This is a genomic window from Lentibacillus saliphilus, from assembly GCF_019093865.1.
Classification (GTDB): Bacteria; Bacillota; Bacilli; order Bacillales; family Amphibacillaceae; genus Lentibacillus_B; species Lentibacillus_B saliphilus.
The window spans coordinates 536,538-553,175 of sequence record NZ_JABJXD010000001.1; the positions used below are offsets into that span (position 1 = coordinate 536,538).

Annotated in this window: 14 protein-coding genes; 8 read left to right on the forward strand and 6 right to left on the reverse strand. The window is 40.5% G+C overall.

Annotated elements, in window-relative coordinates:
• Positions 1-343 precede the first annotated feature (343 nt).
• Both HPC67_RS02780 and HPC67_RS02785 read right to left on the reverse strand, forming a co-directional pair.
• Positions 344-2,029 carry a SpaH/EbpB family LPXTG-anchored major pilin gene (locus tag HPC67_RS02780; protein ID WP_217585900.1) on the reverse strand — a complete coding sequence of 562 codons (1,686 nt, stop codon included), beginning with the start codon at positions 2,027-2,029 and terminating at the stop codon, positions 344-346.
• A 31-nt stretch (positions 2,030-2,060) separates the two neighbouring features.
• The gene (locus tag HPC67_RS02785) at positions 2,061-4,736 is read right to left on the reverse strand and encodes a SpaA isopeptide-forming pilin-related protein (protein ID WP_217585901.1); all 2,676 of its coding nucleotides are present in this window, start codon (positions 4,734-4,736) and stop codon (positions 2,061-2,063) included.
• 526 nt (positions 4,737-5,262) lie between these two features.
• On the opposite strand from HPC67_RS02785, the gene HPC67_RS02790 reads away from it, so the two are divergent.
• The 6 genes from HPC67_RS02790 to HPC67_RS02815 all read left to right on the forward strand — a co-directional run bounded on the left by HPC67_RS02790 (position 5,263) and on the right by HPC67_RS02815 (position 11,808).
• Positions 5,263-6,993 carry an ABC transporter ATP-binding protein gene (locus tag HPC67_RS02790; protein ID WP_217585902.1) on the forward strand — a complete coding sequence of 577 codons (1,731 nt, stop codon included), beginning with the start codon at positions 5,263-5,265 and terminating at the stop codon, positions 6,991-6,993.
• Positions 6,983-8,803 (forward strand): ABC transporter ATP-binding protein, encoded by a 1,821-nt coding sequence (locus tag HPC67_RS02795; RefSeq protein WP_217585903.1) that lies wholly within the window; start codon positions 6,983-6,985, stop codon positions 8,801-8,803. Before HPC67_RS02790 ends, HPC67_RS02795 begins: the two co-directional genes overlap by 11 nt.
• Before the next feature lie 155 nt (positions 8,804-8,958).
• Complete coding sequence (locus tag HPC67_RS02800; RefSeq protein WP_217585904.1) at positions 8,959-9,684, forward strand: alpha/beta hydrolase; 726 nt, start codon at positions 8,959-8,961, stop codon at positions 9,682-9,684.
• Between the two features lie 158 nt (positions 9,685-9,842).
• Positions 9,843-10,361, forward strand: a complete 519-nt coding sequence (locus HPC67_RS02805; protein ID WP_217585905.1) for a YjcG family protein — start codon at positions 9,843-9,845, stop codon at positions 10,359-10,361.
• Complete coding sequence (locus HPC67_RS02810; RefSeq protein ID WP_217585906.1) at positions 10,361-10,783, forward strand: GNAT family N-acetyltransferase; 423 nt, start codon at positions 10,361-10,363, stop codon at positions 10,781-10,783. The genes HPC67_RS02805 and HPC67_RS02810 overlap by 1 nt, the downstream gene beginning before the upstream one ends.
• Before the next feature lie 317 nt (positions 10,784-11,100).
• Complete coding sequence (locus tag HPC67_RS02815) at positions 11,101-11,808, forward strand: DUF421 domain-containing protein (RefSeq protein ID WP_217585907.1); 708 nt, start codon at positions 11,101-11,103, stop codon at positions 11,806-11,808.
• A 92-nt stretch (positions 11,809-11,900) separates the two neighbouring features.
• Here HPC67_RS02815 and HPC67_RS02820 read toward each other — a convergent pair whose 3' ends face one another.
• Together HPC67_RS02820 and HPC67_RS02825 are read right to left on the reverse strand one after the other, a co-directional pair.
• Positions 11,901-12,278, reverse strand: coding sequence for a hypothetical protein (locus tag HPC67_RS02820; RefSeq protein ID WP_217585908.1), 378 nt, complete (start codon positions 12,276-12,278; stop codon positions 11,901-11,903).
• Between the two features lie 30 nt (positions 12,279-12,308).
• A complete protein-coding gene (locus HPC67_RS02825; RefSeq protein WP_217585909.1) occupies positions 12,309-12,521 on the reverse strand; it encodes a hypothetical protein in 213 nt (70 codons plus the stop codon).
• 202 nt (positions 12,522-12,723) lie between these two features.
• On the opposite strand from HPC67_RS02825, the gene HPC67_RS02830 reads away from it, so the two are divergent.
• A complete protein-coding gene (locus HPC67_RS02830; RefSeq protein WP_217585910.1) occupies positions 12,724-13,179 on the forward strand; it encodes a CotY/CotZ family spore coat protein in 456 nt (151 codons plus the stop codon).
• 99 nt (positions 13,180-13,278) lie between these two features.
• On the opposite strand, the gene HPC67_RS02835 is transcribed toward HPC67_RS02830, so the two are convergent.
• Together HPC67_RS02835 and mgtE are read right to left on the reverse strand one after the other, a co-directional pair.
• Positions 13,279-13,785 (reverse strand): CotO family spore coat protein, encoded by a 507-nt coding sequence (locus HPC67_RS02835; RefSeq protein ID WP_217585911.1) that lies wholly within the window; start codon positions 13,783-13,785, stop codon positions 13,279-13,281.
• Between the two features lie 86 nt (positions 13,786-13,871).
• Positions 13,872-15,227, reverse strand: coding sequence for a magnesium transporter (gene mgtE, locus HPC67_RS02840; RefSeq protein ID WP_217585912.1), 1,356 nt, complete (start codon positions 15,225-15,227; stop codon positions 13,872-13,874).
• A 239-nt stretch (positions 15,228-15,466) separates the two neighbouring features.
• Here mgtE and HPC67_RS02845 point away from each other — a divergent pair, with 239 nt between their 5' ends.
• Complete coding sequence (locus HPC67_RS02845; protein ID WP_217585913.1) at positions 15,467-16,636, forward strand: FtsW/RodA/SpoVE family cell cycle protein; 1,170 nt, start codon at positions 15,467-15,469, stop codon at positions 16,634-16,636.
• The last annotated feature ends 2 nt before the right edge of the window (positions 16,637-16,638 follow it).

Here is a 16,638-nt window from a genome sequence, read left to right on the forward strand (position 1 = left end):
TACCTTAAATTAATGGACGATTAATCGACTGAATTGATTGGGTTAAAAAGAGACTGGGTTTATAGAAGTTTAATCCAATGAAAAACCTAACAATACCACCGCTCCGGAAATATACTTCGCGACCGACAAACATGATGTTTTAGTGTCGGCGTTGGTCACAGGACGTGACCGAACTTAGGCGACCGCGGGCGGCTGGTAAGCCTCCTCGTGCTATCGCACTGCGGGGTCTAACCTATGCCTTCCTCCCGCAGGAGTCTGCGTATATTTCCGGAGCTATTGTTAAGCATTGTTCGTCTTTTGCGTTAAACTATTAGTTATATCCCAGCCTCTTTGTATAGGTCATTTACACACTTTGAACACGTTTGCGGCGAATATACAATACAAGCGCTGCACCCATTAATGTCAAGCCTACCATCGTGAACAGGACCGTTCCAATTCCGCCTGTTTTAGGGAGTAGCCAACCAGACTTGGAGTTTTCGACTGTATATTCTGCTGTTTCATTATTAACAATTTCCACTTCGATTGGCGAATTTAACAGACGATAGGATTTTATTTCGCCATCTTCTTCATACGTCGGTGCTTTTGTTTCTTCTAAATAATACGTACCGACATTCAGACCTGTAATTGTGATTTCACCATTTTCATCGGTTACGAGATTTTCCAAGAGCCCATCATGAAGAGTACCGTTCACTTTAATAAGTGTGCCTGTTGCATCAATCGTATTGCCATCAGCATCAGTCAGTTTAAATTCGGCACCTGCCAATTTAATGCTATGGTCACTGGCATCAACTTTAATAACCTTAACACCACCGTCTGTTAGCTCGATCGGCGTGTCATCTGTTTCTTTTTCTCCTTCATGCTCATGCTCATTTTCGAAATCAATTTTTGCTTTGTTGTTAATGATTTCAACTTCAGCATCCTCTTTTACTTTTGCGTCAAATTGAAGTGTCACTTGACCTGGACCTGATAGTTGTGAGAAGTCCGTCACAGTCCACGTTAATGTTTGCCCATTTTCTGCAAATGTGAACGCGTCTGGACTTTGTTCATTGCCTGCAAATTCGAGATTGTCATCTAGAACATCTGTCACAACAAAGCTATTATAGTCTGAAATGTCACCTGGAATATCAATCGTTAACGTGTATGTGACAATATCGCCACGATTGACCTCTGGCTCGCTGACTTCTTTAATAATTTCAGGGGACTTATAGTTAACCGCACTTTCTACAACGACAGTACCTTCATGCGTGAATTCAGGTGCAGGGCCAAAGCTACCACTTTCCGTAATAGAGAATTCAATTCTTTGGTCGCCTAGCACATATCCTTCAAGCGTCTCAACTTCTTTAAAGTAATAATCACCGTATGCTAAACCATCAATACGAACTTTACCATTAGCATCCGTCGAAAATTGAGTCACACCATCCATTTCAACAAGCGTGTCATCCGCTGCATTGTATAATTCATATTTAACCCCAGCAAGAACCCCTTCCGTATCACCATCGAATTTAGTAAGCTCAACAGCTCCACGAATAATTTCGTTCTTTGGATAAATGTGAACGTTGTAATTAACCTCTGATCCGTCTTGACTTGTCATTGGAATATCAACATAATAATCATTTGGATTTAGATTGACATGATCTGGACCATCAATCTCTTCAACCTTATACCGCCCTAGTGGCAGGTTGGCAAATAGAGCTTCACCATATGCATCTGTTATTTCTTGGAAAACAGCGCCGTCTGTTACTTCTGTCCACTCATCTGTCATAGGATCAAAAGCGTGTGTTTGTGTAATTTTAAATGTGACACCTTCTAATAAAACAGCATCGTCAGGGACATCCTGTTCCTGTCCTTCTGTACCATCACCTGGTGCACCGTCTTCAGCACCTGGCTCTCTTTCATACTTATGAATTGTTAATGAGCCATTGTAATCATTATTATGATCACCATTAGCACTCACAGGCGCAGCCGGAAGCATTAAACTCAGTAGAAGAACCGCCACCAAAACATGATAAATAGAAAAACGTTTTTTCATCTCATATTCCCTCCTATTTTAAGGTCGTAAATTAAGCCTTACGCCGTCGGATGGCAAACCATATTGCTGCAGCCATTATTAAAATTCCGACACTATAAAATCCTAGTGTTCCGATTCCGCCTGTCTTTGGAATCTCCCATTCTTGCAACGTATTTTCAACTTCTTTTGAAATGTGCAACGCTTCTGGTGTTATTTCAACAGTGATCTCTTCTAAAAGTAAACGATAGCCGTCTGGCGCTTTCGTTTCTCTGATTGTGTACGTTCCCCATTCAAGCTCATCAAAGACGATCGTGCCAGTTTCATCCGAAATGGCAGTCGCAACGTCATTTCCATTGCCATCAGATAAAACAAACTCCGCTCCTTGAAGCGCATCTCCGTTTTCATCAACCTTCTGAATCGTGACAGAACCAAGCTTCTTCGTGTAAACGTAAATTACCGTTTGTTCCTCTAGTTGAAATGTTCCAGAAGCAGGTGCACTATTCGGATCCATCTCTTTGAATTCATATCCCGGAATTTGTTTTTGTTCCGTTGTGTATGAATCGCCTATCTGGCCTGAGTACACGTCCTCGTCTGCGATGACATTCCCATCCTCATCCACATATGTTGCCGTCACATCTCCAGCGACGAGTTCATCCGTTCGTGCGTAACCGAACCATACAGCGACACATGCGTTCCCTGAAGTGAGTTCAACTGGGGTTGGATTGTCGCCAACTGTTAATGTAAAATCTGGTACGACGTTCGCTGTCACGTCATATGTCTCATTAAACGATAAGTCATCACCATAGAGCTCTGTATACAATTGTTCGGCCTGGTCTGGACTTGAGACGACGTCTCCATTGCTGTCAATCGGATCGCCATCTACATTAACTCGATAGCCTTTTTTCGTGATTTTACCAGTGTCAAGCCCAACCTCTGGAATTGGAAACTGTCTCGTCGCTGCATCCCCGTTAAAGTCGGTATAATTCAGTGGTGTCGTTTTGTTTGTCGGATACATCACTTGACCTTCCGGATCCTTAAAGCAATCAATGACCACTTTATATTTGAGAGAATAGACGTCTCCCTCTTTAATGTCGCCTATGTCCCACGTAAACGTCTCTGAAGCCGCATCCCATGACACACTTCCATGCGAGACGTCATAATTGGTTCCCCCGTAACCGCCATCTGCAACGAGATTAAACATATCACCTAACGGATCTGTCACGACGGCATTTGTCGCTGGATAATTAAGTGCGGCAGCAATGTCTTCAAATATCGGAGTTAAGTCATCTTCTCCGCCTTCGTAATACCCTTTGTTTTGACTGTTTTCCAGTACATATGAAGCGTCAGAATTATTGCCAACTCCAAGACCGATTGAATACATGCCAATGCCGGCATTCATGATGTGGTGCGCTTCTGAAAGAGTGGGAATTCCATTTGTAGTAACTCTGAAACCATCCACCGTATACCTCTCATCAAAAAAACCTAAAAAACCAGTCGGATAATCGTAGTCACTCCCATTTCCAAGTTCGTTTCCATAGTCAAAATTTGATAACAGGAAATCATACTTATTCCCTGGCCATGAATGTGATGTCGCACTACCTGCTTTAAAGCTATACGTCGGCGATCCATCACTTAACAGCACTATTGTTTTTTGATCAGCTGTACTTCCATTAAGAAGCGCATCCGCCTGATGAATGCCTGCTTGAATGTTCGTGCCTCCAGTGGCTGTAATACCATCAATGGCATTTTTTAACGTTGATTTATTTTGATAGCCTTTAAAGTCGGTCACCGTGCCATGTGTCCGGTTAAACGGCACGAGGGCAATGCGTGTTGTTGAATCTGGAATTAACAAATTGTCTACGAACTGTTTGGCGGCTGTTTTGGCTTTTTGCAGCTTAGAGCCTGCCATACTACCTGATCGGTCAAAAACAATGACAATGTCTGAACTCGTCTTTAGGTTCTTACCTTCTAGTGTAAGTTCGACTTCCCATTCACCATAATCCGCTGTTTCTGCTGCTTGTTTGTCGAGCTTCAACGAGCCCGGGTCTGGCCAGTTGCTTCCGCTCATGACACCAGGCAGTGCTTTAGGCGTTTTTGTCGCTGTAAATGCTGGCATTTCAATAGCTGATGCCTGATCGTCTTCACTATTGGCACCATCCTCAGTGCCCTGTTCGTCATTTGTTTGATCATCTCGTTCAGTCGTTTCTTCTTCATCCGTTGTCGTGTCGTCTGAACCTTCCTCTGAAGGCTCTTCTTCTGTTTCAGATTCAGATGATGGCTCTTCTTGCTCGACTGGTGGATCTTGCTGTTCAATGACAGCCTCAGCCGCTGCGGTTAACAAAACCTCTCCTTGATCAACCTCTACGGTAAGTTCAAAAGCCGTTTGTTCAGGATTTGTGATGGTTGTAGCTATCTCTACTACACCAGCGTGGTCGGTCGAGAAATCATCAATGACATATCCACTTTCTATTACTGTCGCAGTATTAACGGATATATCACCGTGCGTTTGACCAACACCAAACATAATCGTCATCGCTTTGGTATCATCCTGCGGCATATCTGTCGCATCTATTTCCCACTTAATGACGCCATCATGTTGTTCAACAAACGTGACATCGATCGGTCCTTTTTGCTCAGTTTTAGACTCGGCTATTAATCCTAAATTCATCGTAAATAGTTGAAAGATTAATAGTGTCACCGCCATAATATAAATGACTTTGAGCTTCATCCTTTCCCTCCTCTCCTGTTAACACCATGCTCAACGCTTCTTTCAAAGCGTTTAAATGAGCAACTCGTTTGTACGTCCCTCATGACGCATGCAATAAATTGGTCTACAATCCTTGATTGGTATAAGATTTATGCCGTTGTTCAACCTCCCTTATGTACTGTTGATTGCTAAAGCGTTCGTTCTTTTTAAAACACTTTTATTCTTAATAAAGAACACTACCTAGAGTATAAAATATTTTGTTCGTTATAAAAAACGGCAAATTCCGCCTATTTTTCATTATAAAGAACAAAATAGCCTTATTTGCTCCAAATATTGATGTTTTACTTAGATTTACTGGTTTTTGTTTCTTTTAAAGAACGCACAAGTGAATGATATGCGCAACACAGTAAATTATGTTCGCTGATTAAAAGTGTTTGAATAAAAAAATGAAGACGTACGCATTTCTTTGCGAGGATTCATGAATGGAAAAAGAGATTCAAAAACTCTATAATGATACAATATATATGTTCATCATGGAGGTGACTGTGTGAAGAAAGTTTTTTCATTTTTGAAACCATACAAATTATTTATTATTGTTGCTTATACATTAACAGTGCTTGAATTAGTCGCTGAACTGTTGCTGCCATTCTTTCTTGGGAAAATGATTAATGATGGGGTCGTCAAAGAAAATATTGATCATATCATCATGTGGGGTTCCATTATGATCGGTCTCAGCATATTCACTTTTGTGGCTGGGGTACTGAATTCATTCTTCGCATCCCATACGAGCTCCCACTTCGCTTATGATATTCGGGAAGCCCTATTTAAAAAAATCCAATCCTTTTCATTCCGACTCTTATCGCTTTATCCCACTTCTAGCTTAATGACACGTTTCACGAATGATATTCGGCAAATTCAAAATACGGTCTTCATGGGACTTCGGATAATGGTTAAGGCACCACTGCTCGTTATCGGTGGCGTTGTTATGGCGTTTATCGTAAATGCGAGACTTGCGTTGATTTTTCTCGTAACCGTTCCTTTATTAATTGCCTTTATATTATGGGTCCTTAAAAAGGCGTCTCGCTTATTTAATAACGTCCAAAAACATGTCGACTCTGTTAATCGTGTTATGCAAGAAAATTTAAGTGGCATGCGTCTTGTGAAGGCGTTTCTCCGACGCGATCATGAACAAAACCGTTTTATTGAAGCGAATACGGATCTAGCGCTTTCAACGCGAAAGGCATTTCGATTTGTTGAAGCGTCGATGCCAATATTGCTGTTTGTAATGAATCTTAGCCTCGTATTTATTCTTTGGTACGGCAACAAGCAGACACTTGCTGGAACAACGAATGTTGGTGATGTCGTCGCCATTGTGAATTATGCCTTGCGTGTTGCAATGGCCATCTCGATGTTTACGTTTATCATACTGGCATTTTCACGTATGAAAGCATCCTCAGAGCGACTCAGTGATGTTCTGACTGTCGAGGTCAACCCAATTGATGAAGAAGAAACACAGATGCCTGCTGCAATCAAAAATGGCGCCATCAGCTTTAAAAATGTCTCTTTTATGTATCCCAATACAGATAACTATGTATTGGATCACGTCACCTTTTCTGTGGAACCAAAAGAGAAGCTGGCAATCATCGGCTCAACCGGGTCTGGGAAAACATCGCTTTTTCAACTACTCCCACGACTATACGATGCTGAAACAGGAAATATTCTCTTCGATGATGAACCAATTGAATCGTTCACATTATCTGGATTAAGACGGAGCATCGGATACGTCCCGCAAAATCCGCTTTTATTTAGTGGGTCGATTTTTGATAATATTGCCTGGGGGAAGGAACATGCCACACAGGAAGATGTCGAGCAAGCGGCACGTGATGCCCAAATTCATGAGCTCATTGCTGGACTTTCTGAAGGCTATCAAACTCGGGTCGGTCAAAAAGGGGTTAACTTGTCTGGTGGTCAAAAACAACGTATTTCGATTGCACGAGCTTTAATACGCCAGCCTAAGATTTTAATGTTAGATGATAGTACTAGTGCACTTGACCTTGCTACAGAAGCGCGACTTCTTGAGGCGCTTCATACGTACGATTGTACAACACTTATTATTACGCAAAAAATAGCAACCGCTATTAAAGCGGATCGCATCTTATTAATGGATCAAGGTCAAATTCTAGCCCATGGTACACATGATGCCTTATTGGATCAATCTGAGCTGTATCGCCTAATAGTGGCCTCGCAGTTTGGAAAGGAGCATGTCTATGGCACTTAATCGATTAAAAGAGCCGTTTCAATATGACAAAATCCCACTCGAGCATATACGTCAAGACAAGCGAGATAAAGCCAAAAACGCTTGGGGAACGATTAAACGTATTTGGTCGTATTTAGCTAGAGAAAAAGTCCAGCTCACACTCGTTATTTTAATGGTTATCATAAGCTCAGCGCTTAGCCTCCTCGGTCCTTTCATGGTCGGAGTTGGCGTCGATAAGTATATCGAACAAAAACAAATATCTGGGCTTGGAATGTTACTCGTTTGGTTAATCATTATTTACTTTGGACATTCATTATCCGTGTTTCTCCAAAATTATTGGATGGTCGGCATTGCTCAAAAAACCGTTTATACGTTACGTAAAAATTTGTTTGAGCAGTTTCATCGACTGCCAATTTCTTATTTTGACAAACGACAGTCTGGTGAACTGATGAGTCGTGTTACAAATGACATCGATAACGTTAACAATACACTGAACCAGTCGGTCATACAGGTGTTTTCCAGTGTATTAACATTAATCGGGACTGTATCTGTCATGCTTTATTTAAGCCCGCTTCTAACGCTTATTACGATGACGATCATTCCACTCATGTTCATCGCTATGCGGTGGATTACACGTCGTACGGGACCGCTATACAAAAAACAACAGCGTGATCTTGGCGACTTAAACGGCTACGTTGAGGAAACAGTGTCAGGGCAGCATGTCGTTAAAACCTATTCCCAAGAAGCACGGGTCATTGAAGCATTTAAAGCACGTAACACGAAGCTGCAGCATACGTATTTTTGGGCGATGACGTTTACCGGATTTATTCCTAAAGTAATGAACGTTTTAAACTTCCTTAGCTTTGCCCTTATAGCACTTGCAGGAGGTATCCTCGCGATCGAACAGGTCATTACAGTTGGTGTAATCGTTATTTTTACCGAATATGCACGACAGTTTACCCGACCACTGAATGAACTATCCAATCAATTTAACATCCTCCTCTCGGCAATTGCTGGTGCAGAGCGTGTGTTCAATGTTCTTGACGAGGAACAGGAAGAAACCGATGAAAAGACAGCTCGCACGTTACCATCAACGAACGGGCATATCCGCTTTGATCAAGTTGATTTTGCGTATGAAGATACGCCGATTTTAAACGATGTGACGTTTGAGGCGAAACCAGGTGATACGATTGCGTTTGTTGGTCATACGGGAGCAGGCAAAACAACAATCATCAACTTAATCGCTCGTTTTTATAATTATGATACAGGTCTAATTACACTAGACGGCATTGATATTAAAGAGATTAAACGTTCTAGTCTGCGTTCGCATATGGCATTCGTCTTACAAGATGCCTATCTCTTTCGCGGAACCATTAAGGACAACATCCGCTACGGTCGACTTGATGCAACAGACGAAGACGTCATCCTGGCAGCCAAAGACGCTAATGCACATGATTTCATTACCAAACTACCAAAGGGGTATGACACAATGCTTGACCAGGACGGGAGTGGTATTAGTCAAGGACAAAAGCAATTACTTACAATTGCTCGGGCCATCCTAGCCAAGCCAGCAATTTTAATACTCGATGAAGCGACAAGTAATATCGATACCATTACTGAAGTCAAAATTCAGGATGCACTTAAACGGCTTATGAACGGAAGAACGAGCTTCGTAATTGCTCATCGACTGAATACGATTCAAGAAGCGGATACAATTATCATGCTTGAAGACGGACACATCGTTGAAAAAGGGAATCATGACAGATTAATTGCTAATGGCGGCCATTACTACGACTTATATAAAGGGCAGCTTAAACAAGCCGCTCAATAGAAATGGTGCAATAACGTCCCCATAGCCGGTCATCATTAATTGGCTTTTTGGGGACGTTCACTCGATAATCACCATCTTAAAAATTGCGATTTCTACGATAAAATAGTAGTATGAAGCAGAATCAACACATTATTTTGAACAATGGAGTGACGCGTGTGGCAAGAAGAGGTTTAATGCAGGAAAAGCATATAGATAGTGTCTATTTAAATGAACAAATGACATTGAAAATTTACCAACCAGAAACATTTTCCCAGCTTTACAAATATCATTTATGTATTATGCAAGATGGTGATGACTATTTTCAGTTAGGTCGAATTGCAACATTAAGTGATCAATTGCATGCAGACTACAGCATTACAAACACCATTTTTATCGGTATTCATTATAAAGATCGCTATGATCGGTTGAAAAAATATCATCCTAATGGCGAGCAGCACGAGGCCTATATCAAATTTCTCGTCCATGAAGTCGTACCGTTACTAGACGAATCTCTACCGACGTACCACATGGGACAATCACGTGCTTTAATGGGCGACTCTCTTGGTGGAACAATGGCACTGATGGCGGCGCTGAAATATCCACACACGTTCGGTAAAATCATCATGCAATCACCGCTTGTTAATGATACTGTCATAGAAGCCGTTAATACCGCTAAAAACCTGCACTCAATTGATATCTATCATTCAATTGGGACGGAGGAAACAAACGTCTCTACAACAAAAGATGGACATATGGATTTTCTGACGCCAAATCAAAAGCTATCAGAGCTGCTTAAAGCAAAAAACGCTTCTTATATATACAAAGAACAAACTGGAGCAGATCACACATGGACCTATTGGCAAAAACAGCTCCCGGAAATTTTAACAAATATGTTTGACTAAGCTTACATGCGGGAAAATAAAATGTTAACACTATTGCTAAATCACCCAATATCTAATATTTTTTGGTATACTATAAATTATAAGTGAAGTAAGGCTTCAATTATTGTTCAATGATCTATATTGGACGGCCCTTTAATTTATTATAGGAGGTAAAGCTTATGACAAATTACGGAATCGCTATCTTTCCATCTAAAACCATCCAAGATGATGCAAATGCTTTGAGGAAACGCTACGACCCACATTATGCTCTCATTACGCCACACATTACCCTTAAAGAAAAATTCTCAGCAGATGATGACACGATTGAAGCACTTATACCTGAGCTTGATCGCATTGCATCCAAAACCGCACCTTTTAAAATTCACATTAACAAAGTGAGTACGTTTGCACCTGTTACAAATACCGTTTATATGAAGGTCGATCCAATAAAGCAATTAGAAGATCTCCATCAGAAAATGCATGAAGAACCCTTTCCACAAAATGTTAAATACCAATTCGTTCCCCATATTACGGTAGCACAAAAACTAGGTGAAGATGAATATTCTGATGTTTATGGGAGCTTAGGAATGAAGCATATCGCTTATGAAGATGTTGTAGATCGGTTTCATCTCCTTTATCAACTTGAAAACGGTACGTGGACTGTATATGAAACGTTTCAGTTTGGAAGCGAGGCTTAATGGAGATTCGAAGGGCACACACACCAAAAGAAAAAGCAGCAGCATTTAAAATAAGGGAAATCGTTTTTATAGAAGAACAGCATGTACCAGTGGAGATTGAAATGGATGCTTTTGATGATACAGCCATTCATTTTGTCGGCTATGTTCATGAAGCACCGGTTGCTGCTAGCCGTCTCCGACTGTTCGATGAGTACGGAAAGTTAGAGCGAATTGCTGTTTTAAAGGAAGCACGTGGGCAGTCATATGGCAAGCAAGTAATTGAAGCAATGGAACGTGTCATCGCTGAACATGGCATTCCTCAAGCAAAGCTAAACGCCCAAACTCATGCTGAGCAATTTTATAAACATCTCGGTTATAAAACAGTCTCTGAACCATTTATTGATGCAGGTATACCGCACGTAACAATGATTAAACAATTATAAAAAACTAGGCGCTTGTGTGAAATGCTAAAGATGTCATTTCACCAAATAAGCCCTAGTTTTTTTATTTTGTTATCAGTTTTGTACCAGTCCCAATTGAAATTATACTTGCATGATCTTTGTTGTTTTGGTCAAGCTAAAAATAAACATTTATGAAGTTATTAAGGTTCAATATATCAACCCTAACATACATTCAGCTATAATCCCGTTACCTTTCAGTGCAGGTAACTCAGAATGTGCGTCTATTTCACAAATTGCCAATAACTTTGAATAAATAGGCTTCATATGAAGTCTAAATATACTATACAAGGGGTATCATCATGTTGCAAGAATACGGACAAATGGCAGCGGATATGATTTTTGGGTTTATAGCCCTCTTCGTTTTGACAAAAATATTAGGTAAAACCCAATTATCCCAGCTAACGCCGTTTGATTTTATTTCGGCCGTCGTTATTGGCGAGCTTGTTGGTAATGCGTTATTCGATGATAAAGCTGGCATTCCAGAGATCGGGTTCGTAATTATTTTATGGGGATTATTGTTATACGCTGTCGAATTTATCACCCAAAAATTCCAAGGTACGCGTTATTTTTTAGATGGGAAGCCCTCTCTCATGATTCATCACGGTGAACTGATTAGAGAAGAAATGAAAAAAAATAAATTGACCTTCGAAGAGATTCAGCAGCTGTTAAGAGAGAAAGACGTCTTCTCTATACAAGAGGTTGAATATGGTGTTCTTGAAACAGACGGTAAGCTCTCAGTTCTCAAAAAATCCGCCTATCAAACACCAAATAAAAAAGACTTAAACATTGCTCCACAAACGGTCTATTTACCCTTTTCATTAATTGAAGACGGCGAGCTACTGGAAGATAATTTAGAGGAAGCTGGCCTTACAGAACAGTGGCTAATGACCGAACTCAAAAGCCAAGGGTTCGATCATATCGAGGATGTGTTTTACTGTGAGTACTCAGATGGTAACACGTTACTTGTTCAAGGATTCACGAAAAAATCCAAACGTCAAAAAGATTAAACGAATCAAACACATACCATCATCTTTTCCCCTTACACGTTATGCTTCATTTGTGTAAGGGGATGATTGTGTCTGAGGTATATTAGAGTGAGTTAAATTTGCAGATTGTATGAATGGCCGATCTTATTCGCATCAGTGACTGCACTGTTTCGATATCGATTGGAGTGGACCTGTTGCGTCAGACTCTTATAATCGGCTATTCGTGTCATAGATGGGTGCTGATATGCTAAACCATTGCAACCATTCATCACCATCATATCAACACCTTGTGTTTGCTGTTCATCTCTACGGTGAGCTGTTAAGGATGGCGTGCTGTTTTCTTCAGTATCCTTATCCTTTGCATCTTCGTAAGCAGATTCAAGTGCCGCTTTATACGTCCGTTCTACATAAAACGGCCGATTACGCTTTTTTAAATCACGCGTATGATACTGTCCATATTGATACTGCGAAACTGGTAAGATATATCCCATCTAATACACCTCATTTCAGCAATAATGGTATTACAGCCAGGAAAAAGGTTTACGATGATCACGGTCAGAGCTTTCGTCATCTTCTCTAGAATAATCTCTCTCAGATGATTCTTCAGCAGCTTCTACGCCTTGTGGTCGGCGGAAAAACGGATCTCGATGGCGCTTTCTAGTCGGCTCAATATGCACATTTTCTGCTTTAATGACAAGATCTTTCACATGAATTACTTTTTTATCGTCAGACATTTAACGTCTCTCCTTTATCATATGGTTTCGGAGATAGTATATGTCCTAGGTATATATATGGTATGGACAATCGCCCATCTATTTATCCTTTTCCCTAAAAAAGACATTTATAAACTGCACGCCTGCCCACACCAACATGCGTCATTTACATAGTCTGTTAAAGAAAGCTCTAGAAATAAACAATAGAAAGGAGTCATCATGTATGGGTTGTGGAAAAGTGCATGATACTGGAAATTGCGTATGTGATATTCTAAAGGAGATTGCAGATGCGCAACAGGATATCGTGGAGAATTGTTGTGAAACAAGTTGTGAGCAATCAATTAATGATTTATTAGGTGAAGGTGATCGCGGAAATGGATTGGACACTGTACCGGTTCTATTATACTGCAAGGATGGATGTAAACCATTCTTAGGGTTTGGTGCAGATCCTGATGATATTCGTGACATCGTGGGCAGCTTCTACTTCAGAGTTAAAAGAGTTGACAACGATTGCTGTGCGGTACTTGAATTGTTACGTGACCCGCACGATCCAGATGAAAAGCCAGAATGCCCTGTGTCACAGTTCACAGGTCACCTTCAGTCAACAGGCATTTGTATAACAGTTGACCTAAATTGCTTCTGCCACGTTACGTGCCTACCTGCCATCTCAGCATTTTAGTAAAAGTATTATAAGCTAACGTCATTCTCATTTCACAAAAATACACCAGTGAAAAGACCGCATGTGTGCTTTTCACTGGTGCTTTTTATTTACATTGAATTAGAGTAATCCAAGTAACTGGATATCTTGTATCGCTTCCATTTGGATTTGTGTCGTAGATGTTCTACGACCGACACGCATAAATACAGTGTCGTCCTCCAATTTCACCATGATCCCCCGATATGTGCGCTCATCTGTCTTAACGAGACATCTTAATGTTGGGGCATAGGGAGATCGATTGGTTAAATAACCGACCTTTTCTTCAATCGTCATTTCTTTAAATGTCTTGTCTTCGTCTTCGGTTGACTCACTCTGTTCCACAGAATTGTCTACCTTCTCTAACGCCTGTTCTTCTTCCGCCTCTAAAGGAACAGACTTTTGCTGCTTCCAGCTTGATTTGCTTTTTTTAGGTCTATATGCAGCTTGCGTATCTGTTTTGTGCGCATTTTGATCATCACGCTTTTTTTTAGGCGATTGATATTGATGCTGCATACGTGCCTGTGGTTTCTCAATGCCAGGCTGTTCAACGTAAAGCAACGGGGATTTGGCATACCGCTTTTTGGCCATGGTGATTCGCTCCTTTTCTAGCATTTCATTCACCACAGTATATGAGTCAGTCAATCACGGTGTGCCCAAGGATGATGACGTATAAACTATAAAAAATTCATAAACAACGTAGCCAAGCCAAAATAGATGATAATTGATAGAAGGTCATTAATCGTCGTAATAAATGGTCCTGAGGCAACAGCCGGGTCAATGTTTAACTTATCCATAAGAATTGGAATAATTGAGCCAGATATTGTCGCAACAAATAACGTCATCATAATCGCAATGCCAACAAGTATTCCAAAAAATAAATTATGCTGCCATAAAACAATGACAACAAAAATAGTGACTCCACACACAAGTCCAATAATTGCTCCCGTTCCTGCTTCTCGCGCAAGCAGCTTCATCCTACCTTCCCGGCCATAGTCCCCAGTTGCTATACCTCTTACAGCGACAGCAAGAGCTTGAGTTCCAGTATTCCCTGCCATACCAGCAATGACTGGTATAAAAGCGGCAAGTAATGCGACACGGGCAATTGTCTCCTCAAACATTCCAATTAAACTTGCCGTAAACATCCCAAGAAATAAAAGAATAATGAGCCAAGGTAATCTTTTTTTCGCAGCCGAAAAAGGATTATCGGTTCGACTATCTGTATCAGAAACAGCAGCAAGCTTTGAATAGTCATCACTTGCTTCTTCATCCATAACATCAAGAATATCATCAACCGTTATAATACCAAGAAGATGATTTTGAAAATCAACAACAGGTAGCGCAAGAAAGTCATAATCACGCATCATTTGCGCGATATCTTCCTGGTCGGTCGCAACCGATACCGATACGACATTCTCACTCATAACATTTTCAATCTTTTCCGTATCATCTGCTATAATGAGATCTCTCAGAGAGGTAACGCCTACAAGCCGATTATACTCATCCAATACGTATAAATAATAAATTGTTTCAGCTTCAGGTGCCTCACGCTTAAGCTGCTTCATGACGTCGTCTTTCGTCTTTGTTTTAAATAACGCAACAAATTCTGTTGTCATAATACTTCCAGCTGTTTTTTCTTCGTAATGCAGAAGCTGTTTAATTTCATCTGCTGGACCCTTATCCATCAGGGTCAGAAAGCTAACGACCTGGTCTTTTTCCAATTCATTTAAAATATCAACGGCATCGTCCGCACTCATTTTACCGAGGACCATTGCGGCAAATTGTGGATCCATTTCAATAAAAAATGTCTCGGTATTTTCCCGTTCAATATTTTCCATCATTTCGGCCATTTCCTCAGGTGACAAATACCCATATAATTGCATCCGTTTTGCTTGATCCTGTTCCATAAAAAACGTGGCTTGATCATAGGGATGCCTATGGAGAAAATGGTCACGGAATTGAGTCATATTGTCTATATTTAAAGACGTCTCCAGTGATGCCTTATTAGATTGATATCGCATGTCTTTTTCCATTTTCCCACGTCCTTCACTCGAAAATCCATCCGTACTTAAAGCTAAATTACCCAGCTAAGGTTAGAAGTTAATCATGATTCGTTTTTCAACCCTATAAATAGATACTTCTCGTTTTCGCCTTTTTCATGTACACTAGTTAATGAATCAAATTATAATGTTTTTTTCATTCATGCTAAATGCTTTTTCACATGTATGTTAGAATACATGTAAGCAATTATATAGAAAGCAAGGTCAAATCCATGAAAAACCAAAACACAAATATAGATTATACATTGATTTTAATTGTCGTTCTACTTGGTTTAACAAGTTTATTCGCTTTATATACAATTGATCCATATCTCCCAGCAAAATATGACAACCAAAACTTTTTACTTAAACAAGGGCAATGGTACATCATAGGCAGTATCCTCATCTTTATATTAATGCTTATTGACTATGATCGTTTTCGACAAGTGACCTGGGTTTTGTATGGTATCGGTATGACGTCATTGCTTATGCTGTTTTTTCGCTTTCCTGCTGGCATTATACACGAGGCCAACAATGCTGTCAGTTGGTTTATTCTACCAGGTATGGGGACGATACAGCCCGCCGAATTATATAAAATTGTCCATGTATTAATTATCGCACATCTTATGTTCAGTCATAACAAGAAATATGTCAACCAAACGACTAAAACTGATCTTTGGTTATTTGCCAAAATCATGCTCGTGTCCCTCCCACCAATGGCCTTAATTGCAGTACAGCCAGATTTAGGTGGCATGCTTGTGCTTGCAAGTATCACGGGTGCTATGCTCCTTGTCTCAGGAATTCGATGGCGGGTTATGTTTGGCATATTAGGGGTGGTACTTGTATTGATTGGCATTGCGGTTGCGGTATGGATTTTTATACCAGGTCCTATATCGGAATTTCTTGAGGAAGGTGTCTTTAACCATATTAAAAGTCGGTTTTATGGTTGGATATATCCCGAGCAATATCCTGATTCCGGTTATCAGCTTGTGCTCGCTATGCTTGCGATCGGATCCGGGCAACTCGGAGGCAAAGGGCTTAGTACGATGGAGGTTTATGTTCCTGAAAAACATACCGATATGATCTTTACTGCGATCGCCGAACAATTCGGTTTTATCGGAGCAAGCTTTGTCATCATCTTGTTTTTCCTTTTAATTTACCGGATGATTCACGTCGCCATTTTAAGTAACGAAAGCTACGGCAGTTATCTCGTTACTGGGTTTATCGGAATGTTTGCCTATCAAATATTCCAAAACATTGGGATGTCTATTCAGCTGTTACCAATTACAGGATTACCGTTGCCATTTCTCAGCTATGGTGGGAGTTCAACACTCACATACCTCATGGCAATCGGCATCGTTTTAAACGTTCATTCTCGAACGAAAACATTTATGTTTGAATAACG